General features: G+C 35.2%; 15 protein-coding genes and 2 pseudogenes. 13 read left to right on the top strand and 4 right to left on the bottom strand.

What is annotated here, in order from left to right; genetic code table 11:
* The first annotated feature begins 3 nt into the window (after nt 1-3).
* Nucleotides 4-2,280, top strand: coding sequence for a DNA internalization-related competence protein ComEC/Rec2 (locus AAJG31_RS21310; protein ID WP_131520523.1), 2,277 nt, complete (start codon nt 4-6; stop codon nt 2,278-2,280).
* 28 nt (nt 2,281-2,308) lie between these two features.
* Here AAJG31_RS21310 and AAJG31_RS21315 read toward each other — a convergent pair whose 3' ends face one another.
* On the bottom strand, nt 2,309-2,446 hold the full coding sequence (locus AAJG31_RS21315) for a YqzM family protein (protein ID WP_004226902.1): 138 nt from the start codon (nt 2,444-2,446) through the stop codon (nt 2,309-2,311).
* Between the two features lie 165 nt (nt 2,447-2,611).
* On the opposite strand from AAJG31_RS21315, the gene holA reads away from it, so the two are divergent.
* Entirely contained in the window at nt 2,612-3,622 is a 1,011-nt protein-coding gene (holA, locus tag AAJG31_RS21320; protein ID WP_048392157.1) for a DNA polymerase III subunit delta, read from the top strand.
* Nucleotides 3,623-3,717: 95 nt separating this feature from the next.
* Here holA and rpsT read toward each other — a convergent pair whose 3' ends face one another.
* Nucleotides 3,718-3,966, bottom strand: a complete 249-nt coding sequence (rpsT, locus tag AAJG31_RS21325; protein ID WP_004226906.1) for a 30S ribosomal protein S20 — start codon at nt 3,964-3,966, stop codon at nt 3,718-3,720.
* A gap of 163 nt (nt 3,967-4,129) precedes the next feature.
* Here rpsT and gpr point away from each other — a divergent pair, with 163 nt between their 5' ends.
* The 4 genes from gpr to lepA all read left to right on the top strand — a co-directional run bounded on the left by gpr (nt 4,130) and on the right by lepA (nt 10,956).
* On the top strand, nt 4,130-5,146 hold the full coding sequence (gene gpr, locus AAJG31_RS21330) for a GPR endopeptidase (protein WP_066036467.1): 1,017 nt from the start codon (nt 4,130-4,132) through the stop codon (nt 5,144-5,146).
* A gap of 120 nt (nt 5,147-5,266) precedes the next feature.
* Nucleotides 5,267-6,121 carry a stage II sporulation protein P gene (gene spoIIP / locus AAJG31_RS21335; protein WP_225340378.1) on the top strand — a complete coding sequence of 285 codons (855 nt, stop codon included), beginning with the start codon at nt 5,267-5,269 and terminating at the stop codon, nt 6,119-6,121.
* 594 nt (nt 6,122-6,715) lie between these two features.
* Entirely contained in the window at nt 6,716-8,611 is a 1,896-nt protein-coding gene (locus AAJG31_RS21340) for an acyltransferase family protein (RefSeq protein ID WP_066036466.1), read from the top strand.
* A 518-nt stretch (nt 8,612-9,129) separates the two neighbouring features.
* The gene (gene lepA, locus AAJG31_RS21345) at nt 9,130-10,956 is read left to right on the top strand and encodes a translation elongation factor 4 (protein ID WP_004226914.1); all 1,827 of its coding nucleotides are present in this window, start codon (nt 9,130-9,132) and stop codon (nt 10,954-10,956) included.
* A gap of 446 nt (nt 10,957-11,402) precedes the next feature.
* On the opposite strand, the gene AAJG31_RS21350 is transcribed toward lepA, so the two are convergent.
* Complete coding sequence (locus AAJG31_RS21350) at nt 11,403-11,588, bottom strand: hypothetical protein (protein WP_341715411.1); 186 nt, start codon at nt 11,586-11,588, stop codon at nt 11,403-11,405.
* A 382-nt stretch (nt 11,589-11,970) separates the two neighbouring features.
* On the opposite strand from AAJG31_RS21350, the gene AAJG31_RS21355 reads away from it, so the two are divergent.
* The gene (locus AAJG31_RS21355) at nt 11,971-12,444 is read left to right on the top strand and encodes a hypothetical protein (protein WP_259948156.1); all 474 of its coding nucleotides are present in this window, start codon (nt 11,971-11,973) and stop codon (nt 12,442-12,444) included.
* Between the two features lie 144 nt (nt 12,445-12,588).
* Here AAJG31_RS21355 and AAJG31_RS21360 read toward each other — a convergent pair.
* Nucleotides 12,589-12,702, bottom strand: a pseudogene (locus tag AAJG31_RS21360) (type II toxin-antitoxin system HicB family antitoxin); the annotation flags it as partial.
* A gap of 148 nt (nt 12,703-12,850) precedes the next feature.
* On the opposite strand from AAJG31_RS21360, the gene AAJG31_RS21365 reads away from it, so the two are divergent.
* The 6 genes and pseudogenes from AAJG31_RS21365 to AAJG31_RS21390 all read left to right on the top strand — a co-directional run bounded on the left by AAJG31_RS21365 (nt 12,851) and on the right by AAJG31_RS21390 (nt 18,078).
* Nucleotides 12,851-13,192 (top strand): DUF2834 domain-containing protein, encoded by a 342-nt coding sequence (locus AAJG31_RS21365; RefSeq protein ID WP_081011009.1) that lies wholly within the window; start codon nt 12,851-12,853, stop codon nt 13,190-13,192.
* 133 nt (nt 13,193-13,325) lie between these two features.
* On the top strand, nt 13,326-13,946 hold the full coding sequence (locus tag AAJG31_RS21370; RefSeq protein ID WP_036076269.1) for an AAA family ATPase: 621 nt from the start codon (nt 13,326-13,328) through the stop codon (nt 13,944-13,946).
* Nucleotides 13,947-14,274: 328 nt separating this feature from the next.
* Nucleotides 14,275-14,991 (top strand): hypothetical protein, encoded by a 717-nt coding sequence (locus tag AAJG31_RS21375; RefSeq protein ID WP_279495612.1) that lies wholly within the window; start codon nt 14,275-14,277, stop codon nt 14,989-14,991.
* Nucleotides 14,992-15,869: 878 nt separating this feature from the next.
* Nucleotides 15,870-16,102, top strand: a pseudogene (locus AAJG31_RS21380) (hypothetical protein).
* A 507-nt stretch (nt 16,103-16,609) separates the two neighbouring features.
* Nucleotides 16,610-16,999: a tautomerase family protein gene (locus tag AAJG31_RS21385; RefSeq protein ID WP_066036462.1), complete on the top strand. Its 390-nt coding sequence runs from the start codon at nt 16,610-16,612 to the stop codon at nt 16,997-16,999.
* A 215-nt stretch (nt 17,000-17,214) separates the two neighbouring features.
* Nucleotides 17,215-18,078, top strand: a complete 864-nt coding sequence (locus tag AAJG31_RS21390) for a GH25 family lysozyme (protein WP_066036461.1) — start codon at nt 17,215-17,217, stop codon at nt 18,076-18,078.
* Nucleotides 18,079-18,186 lie beyond the last annotated feature (108 nt).

The raw sequence follows: 18,186 nt of genomic DNA on the forward strand, positions 1-18,186 counted from the left end.
ATTATGGTAGCTCTTGCTGTATTGATAGCTGCTATTGCAGTATACAAATCAGCATGGCTACTCATTTTTTTACTGCTACTAGTCCTGTGGCTCACCATAAAAGGTGAGTCACGTTTTCTTGCAATTTTTGTGCTAACTAGTGGTCTACTAACTTATTTTTTCCTTTCTATCAATCATCTGACGGAACCTTCCCCTTTACCGTCAACCTTCCCTATAACTTGGTCAAGTGACTATAAAATAAACGGGCAAAAACTCCGTGGGTTTGCTACAACAACAAATGGCCAAAAACTTTACGTAGTTTATACTTTTTCCTCGGAACAAGAGAAAAATTTTTATGAAAATACCTCATTAACTGGAATGACGTATTCTGCAAAAGGTGAACTCGTGACTCCCTCTCCATCTGCACATGCTTATGCCTTTTCCATGTCAAACTATTTAACGAGCAAAGGAGCAACAGGCGTTGTTGAAATCACGAATTGGCATTATGTAGGAAAACGAACCTCCATCTTCACTATTCTTGCCGAAGTAAGACACAAAATGAAAAAGCATATAGAGAGGACTTTTCCAAAATCACTTGTAGCAGAGGCTCAAGCACTTTTAATAGGGGTGCAAGATCAGATGGAGGATGAACTGCAGCGTGCCTATCAAAAGCTTGGTATTACCCATTTATTTGCGATTTCTGGGCTACATGTCGCGCTGATGTCTTGGCTCTTTTTTGAAGGATTACTTAGAATAAGAGTTCGCAAGGAAATGGCTACTATCGTGCTATTGATCCTCTTACCGGTTTATGGAGTTATTGCAGGGGGAGCACCTTCCGTATGGCGTGCTGTTTCTGTAGTAGAATTGATGATGTTACTGCGCTTTTTTAAGTGGGTTCTTTCGATCGATGATGCATTAGCTATTAGCTTTATAGGCTTTGTTTTGCTTGAGCCAGGTGTTATTTTCCAAATTGGTTTCCAGCTATCCTATTTAGCAACCGCTAGTCTTCTTTATTCTGGTATTATTTTTAAGCAGACAAGAACTTGGCTAGGTCGTTCTTTTTTTATCACATTCGTGTGCCAACTGCTCGTTTACCCACTATTACTCCATCATTTTTATGAATTATCTTTATCCTCGTTTTTTGTCAATATTGTTTTTGTTCCACTGTTTTCCTTTATTATATTACCCTTTAACATGATTGCCTTTGTGCTATCTTATCTTTCTTTACCACTTGCTAATGTCCTATTTGTTGGTTATGAACCGCTGCGTAATTGGCTGACCGAAGTAATCTTTTATATGCAAGAGCTTCCTTGGCAATTATGGTCACCAGGCAAACCATCTATTTGGCTGAGCTGCGTGGCGATGTTAAGTGTTTTAGTAAGTTTCTATTATTTGGAAATAAAAAGATTCAGGAAAGCTATTTTGATCCTTGTCATCCCTGTTATTTGGATTCATTTGGCACCCATGTTGTATAACGAAACAAAGATTACCTTCTTAAATGTAGGGCAAGGAGATAGTATTGTCATTGAATTGCCTTTTAGACGAGCTGTCTATGTTATAGATACAGGTGGAGTATTGCGCTTTGAGCAGGAATCGTGGAAGAAAGCAGATAGTCCATATGAGGTAGGGAAGCAAGTTGTCGTCCCATTTTTAAAAGGCAAGGGAATACGAACTATCGATATTTTTATTGCTTCGCATGCAGACGCAGATCATATTGAAGGAGCAGAGGAAGTCTTACAAGAGATTAACATGAAGGAAATACACGTTACACCTGGTTCATTGAATGAGCCTTTAATGGATGATTTATTGCGAGAAGCAAATAAGCGACATATTCCTATTAAAGAAAAAATGAAGGGGACTTCGTGGCATGTAGGGGATACAGATTTTTATTACTTATGGCCTGATGACGCCTTGTATGAGGGTAATGATGATTCTCTTGTCCTGTACATGCAGCAAAAGGCGTTTACAGCGTTATTTACAGGGGATTTGGAGCAATATGGCGAACAACAGCTGATCAAGCGTTATGGACCTTTATTGGCCAATCTCACATTGCTGAAGGCAGGGCATCATGGGAGTAAGACATCAAGCACAGAAGCTTTTGTCGAGCTGCTACAGCCCCAATTAACGGTTTTTAGTGCAGGTCTCCATAATCGTTATGGTCATCCACATGAAGAAGTAGTACAACGTTTTGTCAGTAGAGATTTAGTGACATGGACAACAGGGGTGAATGGATCAATCGAAATACGTATTCGTGATAATCGCTGGTCCGTTAGCGTAAATGAAAAGGGCCTTGTCCAATGACCAAGGCCCTTCTCCTGCATAAGTCCAATTACTGTGATACAAATTCTACTATAGTTGCAATAATAAACATAAGCGTGAAAACGCCAAATGATACACCGAAGCCAACACCAGAATCGATAGCATCGTTACGTCGACATTGTATGTTTTTTCCTTCAAATGGATTCATTGTTATCCCTCCAATTCTGTTATTTATTATAAGACAACATGGTCATAAAAGCTATATCGAAAAGGTGATTTCCCTGTCTGGCAAGGAATCGACACAATTCGGTCAAAGACACAAAGGACTATGAAATCATGTATACTAATAGTATTGCTAGATGGAGGGGAAATTATGATTTCAACGGTTTGGAATACAATAAAAAAAGGTGAGCTTGCACCAGTATATTTGCTTGTTGGTGAAGAAAGCTATTTTATAGATGAAACCATTAAACGTTTAAAAGAGGCATTGGGTCCAGAAGAAGATCTGGAGATGTCCACATTTGATTTAGAAGAAGTACCAGTAGATGCAGTCATGGATGAAGCAGATACCATTCCTTTTTTCTCAGAACGTAAGCTTATTATTGCTAAAAATGCTTCGTTTTTAAAAGCAACCGAGAAAGGGAAGGAAAAAATCGATCATGATGTGAAACGATTGGAAACATGGTTGTCGAATCCTTCTGATTTTTCCGTAACGGTTTTTATTGCTCCTTATGAAAAATTGGATGAGCGCAAAAAAGTAACTAAAATGATGAAAGAGCATGCATTATTTGTACAAGCAGAAACACCAAAAGAGCAGGATTTAGCCGTATGGATTCAAGGCATTGTCAAAACACAAGGTAATAGCATTACACAAGATGCTATTGAATTGCTTGTTACGATGGTCGGAGCCAACATGCTACAATTACAGATGGAAATTGACAAGCTAACCCTTTATTTAGGTGATGGTGGCGAAATTACAACTTCTTTAGTGGAGGATTTGGTGGCAAAAACATTAGAGCAAGATGCCTTTAAAATGCTTAACGCATATTTGGCAAATGACTCTGTCGGAGCCTTGTCTATCTATCATGATTTATTGCGACAAAAACAAGAACCTATTATGTTAGTGGGCTTGCTAGCATCCAATGTTCGTACCATGTCAAATGTTTTTTATTTATTGAAAAAAGGTTATCACCCTCAACAAATCGCTAAAAATTTAAAAATTCATCCGTATCGCGTCAAACTTATGATTGAGCAACGGCATCGGCCTTCAGAAGAAAATTTGCTTCGGGCATTATATCAATTAGCAGAGGTTGATTTACAGCTAAAATCGTCTGGTGGAAATCGAGAGCGCTATCTAGAGCTATTTTTATTGCGCCAACTATAGGCAAAGAAAGCTGTCTAATAAGGACAGCTTTTTATGTTCTCTATAAAATTAAAAAGATCAGCTACTCCTAATAGAGTATCTGATCCTTTAAACAATTACGCTTTTTTAGCAAGGCGAGACTTTTTACGAGCCGCCGCGTTTTTGTGGATAAGTCCTTTTGAAGCTGCTTTATCTAAAGATTTGAAAGCTGCTTGTAAAAGTTCTTGTTTGTTTTCAGCGTTAGCAGCAACAGCGTTTTCAGCTTTTTTCACTGTAGTACGCATTGCAGATTTAGCTTGAGAATTAGCAATGTTAGCTTTTTCGTTAACTTTTACGCGTTTAATCGCAGATTTAATGTTTGGCATATATTTCACCTCCTAAATTAGGTACGAGATGATATCTTCTCATTGATTTCTTGTGTCAATACAACAAAAATCATTTTAACAAACGCTTGGCCAAATTGCAATAGATAAATGCAAAGAATATTTACTTGACAGTTTGAACAAACTACAGCTTGAGGTGAACTGTATGCAAAATTTTAATTGGCAACGAACAGATTTAATCGATGAATCAGAAGAGGTAGTTGTCCATCAGACCAAAGAGCAAAAAGAAAAGCTTGAACAATCAAGTGGCATTCAAATTGAAGATCGGAATGCTGGTAGAGTAAAAATTACAGATGTTCTTGTAGATGCTGAAGGGGAAAAGCAAATTGGTAAAAAAGAAGGGCAGTATATTACCCTTTCTGTCCCAACACTAACATTAGAAGATCAAGAAGGCTTTGCACAACTTGAACAAGAATTGCTTGTAAATTTCAAAAAAATGCATGACGCACTTTCTTGGCAAGAAGACGATAAAATTTTAATAGTCGGTTTAGGAAATCGCACTATTACCCCCGATGCAATAGGTCCCTATTTAATTGACCATTTGCATAGTTTAGATGTCATTGATGAAAAATTTGTCATGTATGCTCCTGGTGTAACAGGACAAACAGGTTACGAAACAGGTGAGTTTGTGGCTGCTATTGCTGAACGTCTGCAACCAAAATTAATCATTGTAGTAGATGCACTTGCTACAAGAGCGAGTAATCGACTCTGTAAAACGATTCAATTAACAGATACAGGCATACATCCAGGTTCAGGAGTAGGCAATCAACGGCAAGAGATTTCCTATGAGATGCTTGGCATTCCCGTAACAGCAATAGGGATCCCTACTGTAGTAGATGCACCTGTATTAATTGCGGATGCGGTAGAAACTATGCTGCGTTCGATAGCTGCTCGTGTGGCTGAACGCAGTAAACCGTCATCAAAGCTTTCATTATCCTCATGGCAACCAGATATCAACAAGGAACTGGATATGACATTAGTACAACCTATATTTGGAGAATGGGCGACATGGACGAAAGAGGAGCGGCAGCAGCTGTTTGAGGAAACCTTCGCTGGCTCCCACACACAACTGATGGTTACACCAAAAGAAGCAGACTATTGGATTGATCGCTATGCAAAATTAGTGGCTTCTATGCTAATGAATTGGGCAAGTGATTTATAAAATAATGAAGAAACAACGCTTAGAGTAGTCCTTCTAAAACACGCTTATTTATGCGTAAAACAAGAAATTTATTTTCGTTCTAATTAACATCCCCCCTCCATACGATATGGGGAGGAGGGTGTGACTTTGCTAAAAAAACTACAATGGTCATTTGGTATATTATTGTTCTTTTTCGTATTACCTGTCATTGCTGGGCAACTTCCGTTCAACAAGCAAGCATCGACTCCGATCAAACAATCAGAAGATAAGCAAGTCGTGTTTGCTGCTACCAATTTAGCTGAACAAAGTGTACTGGAACAAACGAAAGAACCTGAACCAGATCAAGCCCTAGACCCGGACCCATTTAAAGTGTTAGTGTTATTTACCCATACGCATGAAGCATATGAACCTATGGTGAAAGCAGTGAGTGGTAAGGTAGCGACTTCTCATGAAACGGTCAATATTATGAGCCTGAAGGATAAGATTGTGAATCATTTTAATGTAAATGGTTTAAAGACGGATGTTCTTGATGTAGATATTATGAAGAAATTACAAGAAGAAGGTAAAGGCTATCATGAATCTTATAATGTGATGAGGCCATATTTAAGTAAGCATTTAGAAACAAATAATTATGATTTAATAGTTGATTTACATCGTGACTCATTAAAACATGATCTTACAACGATCTCATATAATGGGGAAAATTATGCGAAAATCGCTATTGTTGTTGGGGCAGAACATGCTAATTACCGCTGGAATACAGCCTATGCTGAAAGTTTATCATCCACACTAAATGCCATCGTTCCAAAAATTTCTAAAGGGGTTATTTCTAAAAGTGGTGATGGGGTTGATGGGCGATACAATCAGGATTTAGCAAAGCAAATGATGATTATTGAGATTGGTGGAATTGGTAATACTGAGGAAGAGGTTAATCGTACGATTGCTGTAATTGGTAAGGCAATATCAAAAGCGTTTGTCAATGATTCAACAAAATAGACTAATCATATTAAAAAGTGGGACTCTTGTGGGCTCACTTTTTTTTATATTGAATGATAATAAAATTTCCAGAAATAATTCTCATTAATTGTCTTTCCATTGCTCCATTCTTGTCTTATAATTTTCAAGTTGGCTCGCGAATTTCATGATAAAACGTTAAATGAAGGCATATGCAAATAAAGCAAACTTACTTTTGGAGTATATACCATTTTTGGGAATGCCTCTATAGCAAATATACATATGAATTTTTAGAAGACTAAAAATGATAACGTTTCATTTTTCTCTCAAACTTTTATCGTATTTCAATCGTCAAATACATAAGTGAATAAGCAAAAATAATAGAGAGGGGATGGTTATCAATCCAAAAGGTTCTATTACGTGACAACAGGTTTTATCTTGATGCAGAAGGGAATACCTTCAAAAAGCGATACTCCTTGTAGCATTTGGATGTAACTAACATCATTTAACCAAAGCCGTGTGCGGTTATTACAGATTGTGACAGCGCTTTTAGATTGACTTCTACTTTGTACAGCTAGAAAAAACCAACACATTATACCGAAACGAAATTGAGAGATTATTGAAGGAAGGAATAGTATGTCAGGCAAGTCATTAAATCATCGTTATATTCCTGGACTAGACGGGATTCGAGCATTGGCTGTATTAGCAGTTATTGCTTATCATTTTAACTTCAGTTGGGCTAGAGGTGGCTTTTTAGGAGTAGATATCTTCTTTGTATTATCGGGCTATTTAATCACCTCTACCATCTTACCTTTAAAGGGCAATCAATTAACAGTCAGCCTAAAGAAATTTTGGGTGGGACGATTTAGAAGGCTACTACCAGCTGCCTACGTTATGATTGTTACATCATTTGTTTGGGCAATGCTCTTTCATAAAGAGCTTCTCCATACTTTGCGCGGGGATGCATTGTCCTCCATTTTTTATTCAAGTAATTGGTGGTTCATTTTTCATAAACTCTCTTATTTTGATAGTTTCGGTTCTCCATCACCTTTAAAAAACCTATGGTCATTAGCTATTGAAGAACAATTTTACTTGATTTGGCCATTGCTCTTAATGATTGGACTTTTTGTTGTTAAAAAACAAAATAAACTAGCAAATATCATCTTTTGTGGTGCCCTTTGTTCAGCATTCGTAATGGCGTTACTCTATCAGCCAGGCGCTGATCCTAGTCGTGTTTATTATGGAACGGACACACGTTGTTTTGAATTATTAATAGGCTGTTGGCTAGCACTTGTTTGGCCAATGAAACGACTATCTTCTCAAAAATTATCAGCGAACCATGTGAAGAAACTAAATATTATGAGTTTCATTGCACTTACTATTTTTTTAGTAAGCATAGTGTATGTGGATGAATATCAATCCTTTCTTTATAGAGGAGGCATGTTTTTATTTTGCTTGAATGCTGCCGTTTTGATTGCATGTATTTCTCATCCGGTCAGCATACTAGGAAAAATATTAGCATGGAAGCCATTATGTTGGATAGGCTCTCGTTCCTACGGCATTTATCTATGGCATTATCCTGTCATGGTTTTAGGGACACCCATTCATGAAATTGGTAATCCTTCCTATTGGCGAATATTCCTGCAGCTTTTACTAATCCTGATGATTGCAGAGCTATCCTATCGCTTCATTGAGATGCCCATCCGGAAAGAAGGGTTCCGAGTTTATTGTCAAAAATATCTGATTTGTAATAAAAACAAGTGGGGAAGCCTTACTTTTCCACGAAAAATATCAACGGTTATGGTTCCTCTTTTTCTGCTTGTATTTTTCACAGGCATGACAGGTGTAGTGGGTGAAAGTCAGCAAAACTCATCTAAAACGCTGCCAACAACGATAAAAATTAATGGCGAAGAGCCTACAGCCAATCTGAACAAGCAGGACAAACAAGCTGAAGCCTCTACCGACAAGCCTTCTCAAAGTAAGGATGAGGGAGTAGAGGATGTTCAAAAGATAGAAACACCTAAGCAAGAAGAAAATAACACCATTATAGAGCCTGAAAAGGATGAGTTTTATCGTGGCATACTAGCCATTGGTGACTCCCTAATGATTGATATTGCACCGAGCTTACATAATATGTATCCGACTATTACAATCGATGGAAAAATAGGCCGTCAAGTTTCGCAAGCTGTAAAACTTGCACCAAATTATGCAAGTTTTAATCAACCTAATCATGCAGTCATTCTTCAATTGGGGACAAATGGTTATTTTACGACTGACCAAATGGATGCACTCCTTGAAGCTTTTTCAAATGCCGATATTTATTTAGTGAATACACGTGTGCCGCGATCTTGGGAAGCAAAGGTGAATGAAGCTTTACTGCAAAAAGCACAGGAACATGAGCGAATAACACTAATTGACTGGCATGTAGCAGCAATCAATCACCCTGAATACTTTGCCCCTGACGGTGTACATTTAGAGAAAAAAGGGATAGAAGTTTTAACAAAGCTCATTCAACAATCCTTAAATAAATAAAATAAAAAAGGTCAGTATACACAGTTTTATCTGCGTAGCTGACTTTTTCTATATCTTAGAAAGGGAGCTATTTGCTCTACCTATATTTATTCTATTAGTTGTTCCTGTATGGTAAGCTTGATATTTGATCTGTTCCATTATGTGGAAGATGGTGCGATGTCCATTCTTTCTTTTACTAATCATAGTTTAGGTTTATAAAAATGGGATTGTGTTTACGCTTTTTAGCAATATGGATGATGATATCTTTTGGAGATAGCGTGCTTTTCTTGGTTGATCAGGCGAAGATTCATCCATCGAATCTCTCCTCATGTCGAGTAGACGCATTTTCATTTCCACTGCTACACATCGAGTACTACTATAGCTGATTTGTCTGCATTTATATACTTAATACTGTAAAATTTAAAAACGACATGAAACACTGAAAGTATTGATATTATAGGCTTTCAAGTCTAGTTGCTGTTGTACTTTGCGTTATGTTCATAGTATAATTCATTATAGTTTAATTAGGAGTGGAAAAGATGAACCGAGAAGCACGTTTAAAACGACAAGAGAATATACGAAATTTCTCTATTATTGCACATATTGACCATGGGAAATCAACGCTTGCTGACCGTATTTTAGAGCAAACAAAATCTTTAACTTCCCGTGAGATGAAGGCACAGCTCCTCGACTCAATGGATTTAGAGCGTGAGCGAGGCATTACAATTAAGTTAAATGCAGTTCAATTAAAGTACGAAGCAAAAGACGGCGAAGTGTATACATTTCATTTAATCGACACACCAGGACACGTCGATTTCACATATGAAGTATCACGTAGTTTAGCTGCTTGTGAGGGTGCCATATTAGTTGTGGACGCAGCACAAGGTATTGAAGCACAAACACTAGCAAATGTTTACTTAGCACTAGACAATGATTTAGAAATTTTACCTGTAATCAATAAAATTGATTTACCTGCAGCTGACCCTGAACGTGTACGTCAAGAAGTAGAAGATGTTATTGGATTAGATGCCTCTGAAGCAGTATTAGCTTCTGCGAAAGCAGGTATTGGTATCGAGGATATTCTAGAGCAAATCGTAGAGAAGGTACCAGCGCCAACTGGTGATCCAGATGCACCACTACAAGCTTTAATTTTTGACTCTGTTTATGATGCCTATAAAGGTGTTATCATTTCGATTCGTGTCATCAATGGTACTGTCAAGCCTGGCGATAAAATTCGTATGATGGCAACAGGTGCGGAATTCGAAGTTATTGAAGTTGGGGTACATACACCAAAAGTTGTGCCACAGGCTGAGTTAACAGTGGGTGATGTAGGTTATTTAACCGCATCTATCAAAAATGTAGGGGACACACGTGTAGGGGATACTGTAACCTATGCAAATCGTCCTGCAGCTGAGCCATTAGCTGGTTATCGCCGTTTGAACCCAATGGTCTACTGTGGTTTGTATCCAATTGATACAGCCAAATACAACGATTTACGTGAAGCGTTAGAAAAGCTAGAGTTAAATGATTCTGCTCTACAATATGAGCCAGAGACATCGCAAGCACTTGGTTTTGGTTTCCGCTGTGGATTCTTAGGATTACTACATATGGAAATTATTCAGGAGCGTATTGAGCGTGAATTTAATATCGACTTAATTACAACAGCACCTTCCGTAATTTACAATGTTCATATGACAGATGGTACTGAGCTGAAAGTCGATAATCCATCCTTTATGCCAGACCCTCAAAAAATCGATCGTGTTGAGGAACCATATGTGAAAGCAACAATCATGGTACCAAATGATTATGTGGGAGCGGTTATGGAACTTTGTCAAATGAAGCGTGGTAATTTCATGACGATGGATTATATTGATACATCGCGTGTAAGTATTATTTATGAAATGCCATTATCAGAAATTGTCTATGATTTCTTTGACTATTTAAAATCAAATACAAAGGGCTATGCATCATTCGACTATGAACTTATTGGTTACCAGCCATCGAAATTAGTGAAAATGGATATTTTATTAAATGGTGAGCAAGTCGATGCCCTAAGCTTTATCGTACACCGTGACTTTGCCTACGATCGAGGTAAAATCATCGTAGAAAAATTAAAAGAATTAATCCCACGCCAACAATTTGAAGTACCAATTCAAGCAGCAGTTGGACAAAAAATCGTGGCGCGTTCAACAATTAAAGCCATCCGTAAAAACGTATTAGCGAAATGTTATGGTGGAGATATTTCCCGTAAACGAAAACTTCTTGATAAACAAAAAGAAGGTAAAAAACGTATGAAACAAGTAGGCTCAGTCGAAGTCCCTCAAGAGGCATTCATGGCTGTGCTGAAGATGGATGATTCGAAGTAATATTGATATAACAGGGTTTATAGGGGTTTTTAATAATTGATTTTATATCAATTTGGTGGGGTTTCCCACCAATTCCTCACCATAAAAAAATAAGTTAGAAATTCTTTTCTTATATATCTTGAGCAAATGAGTCAAAGATGTTCGCAACATCTCTAGCCATTTTCTCAGTGAGATGGACATAGCGATCTTCTGTTACAGTAGCTCGACTATGTCCTAATCTTTTTTGTACTGTTTTAACAGGTGTACCATTTTCGATTAAAGTTGTAGCATGTGTGTGGCGTAAGGAATGATAGTTAAAACTAATATTTAACTTTTCGCTTATTTTTCTAGTATTATATAATTACACTTGGCGTACAATGTTCGCCATTTTTTTACATACATAATCATGTTCAGAATCCTTTTGATAAAACTTACTATATTTTAAACGATTTTCTATTTGTGCTTTTTTAATACGTTTTTAGCATTTCTGCGAGCATATTACCAAATGGAATTGTTCGATAACCAGCCTTTGATTTTGGAGGTCTAGGTTGCCATTGTGCTTTCCCATTTTCATCTTTAATACCAACTAATTGTTGTTCAACCTCCAATGTCATTTCTTCAAAATTTATGTGTTTCCATTCAAGTCCACACACTCCTCCTACACGCAACCCGCAGTAGAAATGGAGATTTAAAAGGATTAGAAATTATCATTGCACAACGTAGCGCTTAACAGTAGGGGCCGGTTACCTTAATTGGTAATGGTTTTTTTTTACAAACATAGAATCAAATTATGCAGTCTTACTTAATAAAAATACTGATGTTATCGATACAGTATATAATCAAAAAGAAAAGAAATTGAAATGGTTAAAAAGCAATTGGCAGTACAAAGGAGATATAAAGTAAAAAAAGCACTACGGGAGATCCAGTATAAAGGTAATTCATATATAACATTACAACAATCCATGGTATAGTCACTGTGGATTGTTGTAATTTAGTTAATATAACTATTGCTAATAGTGTAAAGGGGTTTAAATTATGGCTTTATTAAAAGATTATAGTGATCAACCTAATTGTGAAGTTGAAATAAATTTAGTTTTAGTTAATGAATCTAGTGTGAAATTTAATATTCTATTTCGATCAGGTCATAGTTTTCCTGAAATAAGTTCTGAAATAGTTTGTATGAGAAGAGACTTTTTTAAATTATTAGAAGATCTAAGACAAATTGATACTAAACATCTAAGTATGTTAGAGGCCCATGATCCTGGTTTATGTATTTATCATATCCCACTATTTGGTTCTTATTATTACCCTGGACATGGTTTTCTTCAAGTACCTGAACATGAAAGAGACGAATGGGAACCTTATTATAGACTAATTTTTGTGTTAGATGCTGGGGAGAGAAATAATCATAGTGCATCAGAAACTGGGCCTGCACTATGTTTAAAAGTGAAAATGGAGCAAATTAACGAATTTGTAGAGACCCTAATATCAGAGGCAAATAGCTTTTGAGTTTATAATAAAAATCAATGTAGTAGGATATTTAACAAATAGAACATAATAAAGCCTTTAATATAAAAGTTGAATAATTTTTAATCAGTTACCAAAATAAAGACCAGGCGCTCATTTGAAAGTGAGTACCTGTTCTTTTTTTGTTTATTGTTCTTTTCTAATGATTCCTAAGCGTTCTTTTATGACGAACTGAAGTAATTGAGAGAAATTTATATTTTCATTTTCAGCAGCATCATTTAACCATTTAGGAATAGTTAAAAGACAATTGGTTGGAATGGTAAATGGAAATATTTATATTTATATTTATATTTAAATTATTTTTTATGAGATATGATTAAACTGAAAGAGTTTAATTAAGAAGTATATTATTTGTGAAAATCATATAAAGAGGGGAAGTTTAATTTAAATGAGAAAAGTGTACTTGTTATTTGCGATTATCGGCACAGTATTCCCGTATTATTTTTTGGTGCAATTCTTGAACAAAAACGGATTTGATTTAGGGTTATTAGTAGATTTATTATTTGCAAACTCGATATCGACCTTCTTCGCTGTTGACTTTTTTATTTCATGCTTTGTTTTTATAATCTTTATGTTTAATGAGTCAAGAAAGTATAACATTAAAGAAAAGTGGATATGTCTATTAACTTTGTTTACAGTTGGTTTATCGCTGGCATTACCGTTATTTTTGTTTTTCAGAGAGTCATACATAAAGAAAGAAGTGTTGTTAAACTCCAATGAAAGAACGTGAAAATCTTACATTTTCTATGGTGTTGTATTGATTTTGTGTTACATGGATGGCAAACGGAGCAGGTTAGTTTAACAACCGTAAATAATTCTACAGTCCTTATTTAGATAGAGATTACATTAATTAGGGGGAGAAAATGAGTGATTTTAGAGGGATAATCTTAGAAGGCTATTCGAATGCTGGAAAAACATCAGTCTTAAAAGCGTTGAAACAACTTCACGCAAGTGATGATGCCGAACGTAGTGTCATAGTTCTCAGTGAGCATTATTCGCAAGTATTACACAAAGTAAATGGTGAATTAAAGTCGTTAAGTCGAGAGGAACACTTACAAGTCTTAAGAGAAAGAGTCACGATGTTGAAAATGTTAAATAATTGGTCAAGAGAAATTGGACAAACTCAACGTTCAAAAGGCTTATTCTTTATTTTGGAAAGGTTTCATTTAAATCATCGAGTAGCATTTTCTCATTCAATATCAGATGAAATTAAGGAATTAGAAGCCCAGTTACTTGGAATGGGAGCAAGATGTACTTTGTTAACTGTATCACCAGAGAATTTAGAGGAAAGAATAAGTAGTAGAAATCCCAATGAATGGGAAGGGAAAACCATGCAAGAAAAGAAATTAGCGTGTGAATTATTATTAGACCAACAACAAGAGTATAGGAGTCAAGCTGAAAATTCAATCATACCTACAATTGAAATAAATACTGATAATAAAGATTGGGATTCCTACGCAAGACAGATTTACTTATTCAACTAACGGAATGCTTTAATTAAATACACCATAAAAGACCACTCCAAAATGGGTGGTCTTAAATTTTCCCCCATCAAACCTAGAGCAAGGCTGGGGAGCGGTCTAATATGAAGTCTAATCATGCATTTCATATAAAAGAAACCTCATATAAAAAACGTTCAGTAACTTTTAATAATTGATTAAATATAAGTGATAGTATTCCAAAAAATATAAATAGACCTAATTTGGAGAATTGGCTTTTATAATAAATGGAAATAGTTATCCAAATAAACTTTATTTGAGGTATTATTAAAAGAGTTCGAACAAAATTGAACTAGAGGGAGGAGTATGTAATATGAAAATACAAAGCGTTATTATAACAATTGTCGCACTTTTATTTGTAATTATTGCAGGGTGTAGTTCAGAGACAGAAGAAGAGTCTATGGGCGAAGTTGAAAAGGAAATTCATACGCAAGAACTAGTAGAGTCTATGTTCAGTGAGGACAGCCTGGAGGCAGCGAAAGAAAGAATAGAGGAACGGGGCGGCTCAGTTTATATGATTCCACCACCTGAGCATACTGCTATCGGAGAAAATCAATCAACTGTAGTAGAACTTAAAGAGTCGGACATTTTAGACGGAGAAGATTCTAGTTTTGAAAATTATGACAACGTAGGAGAAATACGTCTTGATACGTTAGAGCTGGACTCTACTTTTGAGGAGCAAGATACATATATAAATGTCATGCTTACAGAATTAGGAATGGAGAAAGCTTATTATGCAATGCGTAAAACTTTATTGTGGACAGCCGGTAATCCTCCAGATGGACTCGAAAAACATAGTGATGGCACTCTATCTTTTTATCTAAGTAAATACTCTGAGCTTATAAATTGTCACTTTCAGAGCGCTAACCCTGACGTGAAAGAAAAAATTATCAGAAACATGCAGAACGCTTATAAAAACAATACACTTATAATTGTCTATGGAGAATTTGAGGAGTTTCTAGACGAAGAAGGATACTCTGGCTATCGTCTTATCATACATCGAATAGGCTTTAAAGAGGTCATAAATTAATAAAAGAATTTGATAAAAATCTTGAATTATTCATGGAAATGATGTTTAGAAACCTGCCAATTAAGACCACTCTGTTGTGGGGGCTTCAATGTTTTCTTCCACCTTCATGTCACCGTGTTGAGAGAAGAAACATGACCTATAGAAAAATATAATGAGCATTTCTGCGAGCTTATTGAAAATTGTGTTGGAAAAGGTAATCGGTAATATGATAAATGCATATAAAAAAGAGGAACTTCGGAATAAAATTTGGTGCTTCCTTTGATTCCAAAAAAACCATTATTTAACTCTTCAAAATGGTATAATACATACACAACATAGTAATTAGTCATAATAATGCCCAGTTACTTGTTTTTAATTGAATACTTGGGCATTTTTTGTTTTGGCTACTATCCTCTGCTTTTTTTTCAGATAGTTTACAGTGAATCTTTTCAAAGGTCTCGAATCTCCTACTTTTAATTAAGTTATTTTTCCTTACTTTTTTCTTTTTCAATCTTTCTAAATAATAAATAAACTATTGAAATTATCATATAAAGTATGACAAAATTTAGAAGCACGCTATTTTCACTTTTACTGGCTATATATACGTATAACCCTATTACCACCGCTAATATGAATGATTTGTATATTGAAATCATATTACTTCCACCTTTCTCAATATTAGAAATAATTTTATAGTACTTTCATATAATTTTATATTAATATCCCTTTGTAATTGCAATCTCTTTAATTTTCGGAAAAATCAAATTATTTGCAAAGTGCAATTTAAAGATTTTACGAAACGATCCGTAGCTACTTGCTTTGAAATATGGAATTCAAATTCCTAACAATACATTCATCTAGATTATTTCTATTACTACGTAGGAGTTTATGAAATGACTATTAAATGGAACAGAGAAGAAATACTTTCGATACTCTATATGAAGCTGACACCTGGGCAGATTCAATTGCAAATGAAATATATGGAAGAATTTATAACGGATATGATACACCAGATTACAAAATAGCCTATTCGCTTGCTTTTAGATTAGCTTCTATAAAAGAGTGTAGAGTTTATACAGAAAATAGTATTGAAGGTAGATATAAAGTTTGGGTCATTTTTGAAATTGAATAGTAAAGATGAGGTGCTCATTTAAAATTGAGTAGTTAATTTTTAGTAATTTAAGGTTCTTCCTTTTCATTTATTTAAATGTAGTGGTGTAGAAACTAACGAAGCAACAGTATGTCCTGAGCTTCTCTCACTCTCTCTTTCATTTCCTGGAGCTTTAAGGTATATAGGCACCCACAACTTCAAACGTTAGTTTGTCATCAACAATAATATATTTTATATCTATTTCTTTATCAGATTGGAACAACAGAATGTGTACTATTTGGATAACTGTTTCTACCTGAGCTTGCAGCGTATTGCAGTTAATTATGGTCACAGTTAAGTAGAGTTATTATTTTGGAATTGTTGGTTTAAATAGTTCACATTTGTTTCATGAATAAATTGGGTGATTGTTTAAATGAAACCAAGCATAGAATTAGCTTGATGGTCATGTTGAAGAATTTTATAATATCGTTATAGAACAGTATTTGGTAGTTGAGTTTAGATTAGTAAGTCAAGAAAGGTGAGAGGTCGTTGGGACAAATTAAAATTTATGGTGTTAAGAGAAGGTTAAATCCCATTAAGGAAACATTATCGAATATTATCCATTCTTGTATGGTGGACGCACTTGAATATCCATTAGATAAGAAATTTCATCGCTTTTTTCCTATGGACAAAGAGGATTTTTATTTTGCAAGTGAAAGAACTGAATCATATACAATAATAGAAATTAGTATGTTTGAAGGTAGAACGATTCAAGCTAAAAAACAATTAGTAAAGCTACTATTTGAACGCATAAATAACAAATTAAATATTTCACCTCAAGATGTTGAAATTACAATTTTTGAAACGCCTAAACATAATTGGGGAATAAGAGGGTTACCTGGGGATGAATTAGCACTTAATTACAAAGTAAATATTTGATATAAAGCCGCTATTTTTTTAGAGTTAATTCGACTATGTGAAATGTGCTCTGTCTTTTTAATTATCTGACCACTAAAAATCGGTAAATGAAGAATCTATAAGGACTAAAATAATCTACATAACTTTATTTAATGAATGATTCTAAATAATGCTTGAAGCAATGGGTTTGTCGCTATTCATAATTTATTTACTATTTTTAGGGAGGAGAAAATTGTATGAGTTATATCATAGACATTTCACATCATCAAGGAGATATTGATTGGTCTGAAGCGGTTAAAGATGTTGATTTGGCTATCATCCGCACACAATATGGTACAAGCACAATTGACCGTAAATACGTTCAAAATATAGAAGCATGTATTAAGTACAAGGTACCTTTTGGTGTTTATATTTATGTTACCTTTAAAAATGGTACTGAGGCATTGGAACAAGCAAAAGACTTCTATAACAGAGCAAAAAACTATAATCCGCTATTTTATGTTGTAGATATCGAAGAAAGCTTTGGTGCTAGTGTCCAAAAAATCGTACAAGGCACACAGGTGTTTATTGATTATTTAAAAAGTAAGGCTGTAAAAGTCGGGCTATATACAGGCCATCATTTTTACAAACCTTATCTGATGGATACCGTTAAAAATTATGATTTCCTATGGATTCCTCGCTATAGTGGCTCTAGCTCACCTGGACTAAAGCCAAACTTTGCTTGTGACTTATGGCAGTACACAGACAAAGGGATTGTAGCAGGTATTAAAGGAACTGTAGATTTAAACCAATTAAATGGATCTAAGTCTTTATCCTGGTTCACAGATACTGATAAGAAGAAGGAAATATCATTGTCTCAGTATGAAGAATTACAGAAAGAAAACAAACAACTAAAACAGGAACTTACTGAAATGAAAGAGTTATTAGTTGGGATAAAATCAAATGCTATGGTATCACCAGCACATAAAGAAGATTGGGAGTGGGCCATTGAAGAGGGAGTTATACGAGGCGATGGCAAGTGTATGAATCCTACAGATACACTCACAAGACAACAAATGGCAACGATGCTCAAACGGTTCTATGATAAATTTATTAAATAATAGCATTGTCTCGCCCATAAGTACCTGAGAACTAGCAACAAAATATTTAGCCTAATATTGAGTGTATTCGTCATAAAAGGAATCACTATTTATAGTGATTCCTTTTAT

Origin of the sequence: Lysinibacillus sp. BS3 (genome assembly GCF_039614735.1) — a bacterium.
Lineage (GTDB): Bacteria > Bacillota > Bacilli > Bacillales_A > Planococcaceae > Lysinibacillus > Lysinibacillus capsici.